Here is a 230-nt window from a genome sequence, read left to right as displayed (position 1 = left end):
CCGCGCCGAACACCACGCCGTTCGGGTTCACCAGGAACACGCGACCGTTCGCGACGATCTGACCGTGAATCTGTCTGCCGTTCGCCCCGATCACCCGGTTCAGCGCGATCGACTGGTGCGTCGGCTGCTGGAACGACACTCGCTCGCCACCCCCCACGCTGAAGTCCTGCCAGTTCGTGAACAGCTTGTCCGTGTGCTGGTTGATCGACATCGTCTTGTTGTCCGCGGAC

Annotated in this window: 1 protein-coding gene; it reads right to left on the bottom strand. The window is 63.5% G+C overall.

The annotated features are described in order from the left end of the window. A partial coding sequence (locus KVT39_RS37615; RefSeq protein ID WP_217591543.1) for a filamentous hemagglutinin N-terminal domain-containing protein occupies positions 1–230 on the bottom strand: 230 nt, incomplete at both ends.

The organism is Burkholderia sp. GbtcB21 (assembly GCF_019091065.1).
GTDB classification, from domain to species: domain Bacteria; phylum Pseudomonadota; class Gammaproteobacteria; order Burkholderiales; family Burkholderiaceae; genus Burkholderia; species Burkholderia pyrrocinia_C.
The sequence above is the reverse complement of the archived record's forward strand: the minus strand, read 5'-3'. Positions and strand labels throughout refer to the sequence as shown.